This window comes from Candidatus Darwinibacter acetoxidans (assembly GCF_041936445.1).
GTDB lineage: Bacteria > Bacillota > Limnochordia > Darwinibacteriales > Darwinibacteriaceae > DTU010.
Window position 1 is genome coordinate 1 of sequence record NZ_JBHGXH010000100.1, and the last position, 3,221, is coordinate 3,221.

Genomic DNA, 3,221 nt, shown 5'->3' on the forward strand with positions numbered 1-3,221 from the left:
CCAAGAATGCTGCCCGGCCTGAATATTTTGTCATCTGCCGGGACGGCCGAATCTACTGGTGGTGTCTGTTCGAGATGAACAACATCGCTAAGAGCATCCCAAGCGCCCGATGGAACAGGGAGATACGGGCCTGGGAATATCCGGCGACACCGGCGGCGGCTGCCGCCATTGCCAAACATATCCAGAGCGAGTATATTCACCCTGACGTCCTGGCGATGGCCAACACCATCATCGAAGCCGCCGCCGCCAAGCGGATGAGCGATGAGGAGCTGCCGGATCACCCTAGCGGCACCCCCTCCTGGGTTCACCAGAAGCGGGCATTCCAATTCGCCAAGAATCTGTCTGCTGTAGGACTGTTTATGGAGATGGGGTCCGGCAAGACCAAGGTGGCGGTGGACCTGATCACCAACCGGGACCACAAGCGGGTCCTAGTGGTCTGTCCTAAGTCCGCTATGGTGGACGTCTGGGCCCGGCAGGTGCCGATGTACTCCCATATCCCCATCGACGTAGCGATCCTGAACGGATCTACCGCTGGTAAAAAGATGGAGCAGGCCAAGGCCGCCCTGGCCCAAGTGGAGGATGCCAGTAGGCCGATCATCTTGGTGGTAAATTATGAGAGCATCTGGCGGGAACCGCTGGGATCCTTCTTAAAGCAGGCCAAGCTAGACTGTGTGGTGCTGGACGAATCCCACCGAATCAAGAGCCCCGGCTCCCGGGTCAGCCTCTACTGCGCCGAGCTAGGTAAGCGGGTGCCGTATCGGATGGCCTTGACAGGGACGCCAGCACATAACAGTCCGCTGGACGTCTACGCCCAGTACCGCTTCCTGGACCCGGGGATATTTGGTACCAACTTCAGTGCTTTCCGAAACCGATATGCCGTTATGGGTGGATATGGCGGCTATCAAGTAATTGCCTACCGGATCAGTCCCACCCTGCCAGACGGCCAACCGAACCCCTACTACAGCCTAAAACTGGACCGGGAGTTCCAGGAGCGGATGTATTCGATCGCCTTCCGGGTCCGCACCGGCGACGTCTTGGACCTGCCGCCGGAGATGGATGAGGAGCGCCGGTTTGACCTTAGCAATTCCGCCCGGAGGATTTATGCCAAGTTGTACAAGGATATGGTCGCCGACGTTGGATCCGGTAAGGTGACAGTCACTAACGCCTTGACTCGACTCCTGCGGCTGCAGCAAATCACCTCTGGGTTCCTGCCGGTAGAGGATGATAAAGACGGCACCACCAATCTGCAGCAGATCGACACCGGCAAGCAGGAACTACTGGCAGACCTGTTGGAGGACCTCCCGGCCCATGAGCCCTTGGTGGTATTCTTTCGGTTCACCCACGACGCTGATTCTATCCGTCAGAAAGTGGAGGCCGCCGGCCGCCGCTACTACGAATTGTCCGGACGGATTAACCAGCTTGAGGACTGGAAGACCGAGTGTCCTGGTGATCTTCCAGCTGGTGTGATCGCTGTCCAGATCCGGGCCGGCGGCGCTGGCGTGGACCTCACCCGGGCCTGCTACTGCGTTTACTACTCGCCGGGATTCTCGCTGGGGGACTACGACCAGAGCCGTCGCCGCATCAACCGGCCTGGCCAGACCCGACCGGTACGATTCTACCACTTGATCGCCAACGGCACGGTGGACGAGAAGGTGTACGCCGCCCTGAAGGCTAAGACTGATGTGGTCAGCCACATTGTGGATGGTATGAAACTGGAGGCCGCCCAGGGCAGTAAGAAATGAAATCGGATGGGCAGGTGGCAGGAGTGGATTTTCTCCTGTCATCTATTGTATTGCCTACAACAGCAGATATCTAATGTGTCAAACAAATACTTGACAAAGATATGTAACCTGTGGTATAATAAAAGTGGAAGAGATGTCAAATAGATACTTGACAAAAATATATTAGATGTGTTATAATAAAATTAGGATAAAATTAAAAGGAGGAGTTTAAATGAAGAAATCAATGATAGTGTGGGTAATGAATGAAATGGAAATGGACAAGTTAATGTTGAGATTCGGGATCACGGAGGATGACGTGGAAGCAAGCGAAACCCATTTAGATGGATCGATCGAATATGCGATCTCGGTTGAGGAATCTGAGATCCCAGAAATCGAGAAATACCAAGCAGCGAAATAGCCGAAACCCCGATTTCGGGGTCTGGTGGAGATGGCCTACCACCACTGACGAGGCAGGCCAATCAAAACGGAGCAGATTGAAAATATGAAAGAGATGTCAAACAAATACTTGACAAAGATATACAACCTAAGGCCCGCCGGGAGCATATCCCGGCCCACTAAATCATCAGGGAGGTAATACCATGAGCACAGCACTCCAACAGTACATAGTCCCCCGCTATCGGCTGGCGCTTGTGCGTGAGGGCGAGCACCCGGCCATGTTCCCGGCAGCCTGCACCTGCACAGAGAAGGCACAGCTCATATGCGAAGAGTATTTCCGGGGCCTGGATAGGGAGCACTTGATAATGCTGGCCCTCGATGCGAAGAACGGTATCATTGGCTTCCACACCGTATCAATTGGCACCCTGGACAGTTCGCTTTGTCACCCCCGCGAGATATTCAAAGCGGCCTTTCTCATGAATGCCGCCCGGATCATCCTGGCGCACAACCACCCCAGCGGGGATCCGACGCCAAGCGACGGCGACATCATACTCACAAAGCGCCTAGTAAAAGCAGGGATTCTACTAGGTGTCCCGGTTCTCGATCATATCATCGTAGGCGAGTACCGCAGTGTATCACTTGCGGAATACGGATACATCAGGGAGGAAGAGACATGACCCGAAAATACATATACCGCTTCAGCGTGGATGGCTGGCACTACTACATGGCACCTGATGGCAGCTTTCGCAAGGTGCCGGAGCACATCATGTATGCCTACACCGACCCGAACAAGATAGAGAAATACGGCATCAACGTGACCGAACACGACAACCGCGCCGTATGGGATTACCTGAGTGGGCGACTGCATGACACGTATGATAATCCCACACCCGGCCCCCTGACTGCCCGGCTGGAGCGAGCGAGAAGGAACCGCGCACAATAGCGAGAACTCATTAATAACACAGGCCCGCCGGGAGCCTATCCCGGCCCACAAACTCATCCGGAAGGAGTAGAAAAAGGAGGGGCCTGAAAGTGAAACAATTGAACATACAAATCGAGGACGATCAGCACGAATGGCTGAGGCAGAAGGCTTTTAGGGAGAGA

The 3,221-nt window shown here is 54.7% G+C and carries 4 protein-coding genes and 1 other RNA gene; all 5 read left to right on the plus strand.

Annotation, left to right across the window (positions count from 1 at the left end; all coding sequences use genetic code 11):
* A partial coding sequence (locus ACE4YL_RS03285) for a DEAD/DEAH box helicase (protein WP_461369207.1) occupies window positions 1–1,742 on the plus strand: 1,742 nt, incomplete at its 5' end.
* A gap of 211 nt (window positions 1,743–1,953) precedes the next feature.
* Entirely contained in the window at window positions 1,954–2,139 is a 186-nt protein-coding gene (locus ACE4YL_RS03290; RefSeq protein WP_461369208.1) for a hypothetical protein, read from the plus strand.
* An RNA gene (locus ACE4YL_RS03295) (hammerhead ribozyme type II) lies at window positions 2,138–2,201 on the plus strand. The genes ACE4YL_RS03290 and ACE4YL_RS03295 overlap by 2 nt, the downstream gene beginning before the upstream one ends.
* 119 nt (window positions 2,202–2,320) lie before the next feature.
* Window positions 2,321–2,794, plus strand: a complete 474-nt coding sequence (locus tag ACE4YL_RS03300) for a JAB domain-containing protein (RefSeq protein ID WP_461369209.1) — start codon at window positions 2,321–2,323, stop codon at window positions 2,792–2,794.
* Complete coding sequence (locus ACE4YL_RS03305) at window positions 2,791–3,060, plus strand: hypothetical protein (RefSeq protein WP_461369210.1); 270 nt, start codon at window positions 2,791–2,793, stop codon at window positions 3,058–3,060. The genes ACE4YL_RS03300 and ACE4YL_RS03305 overlap by 4 nt, the downstream gene beginning before the upstream one ends.
* Window positions 3,061–3,221: the final 161 nt, after the last annotated feature.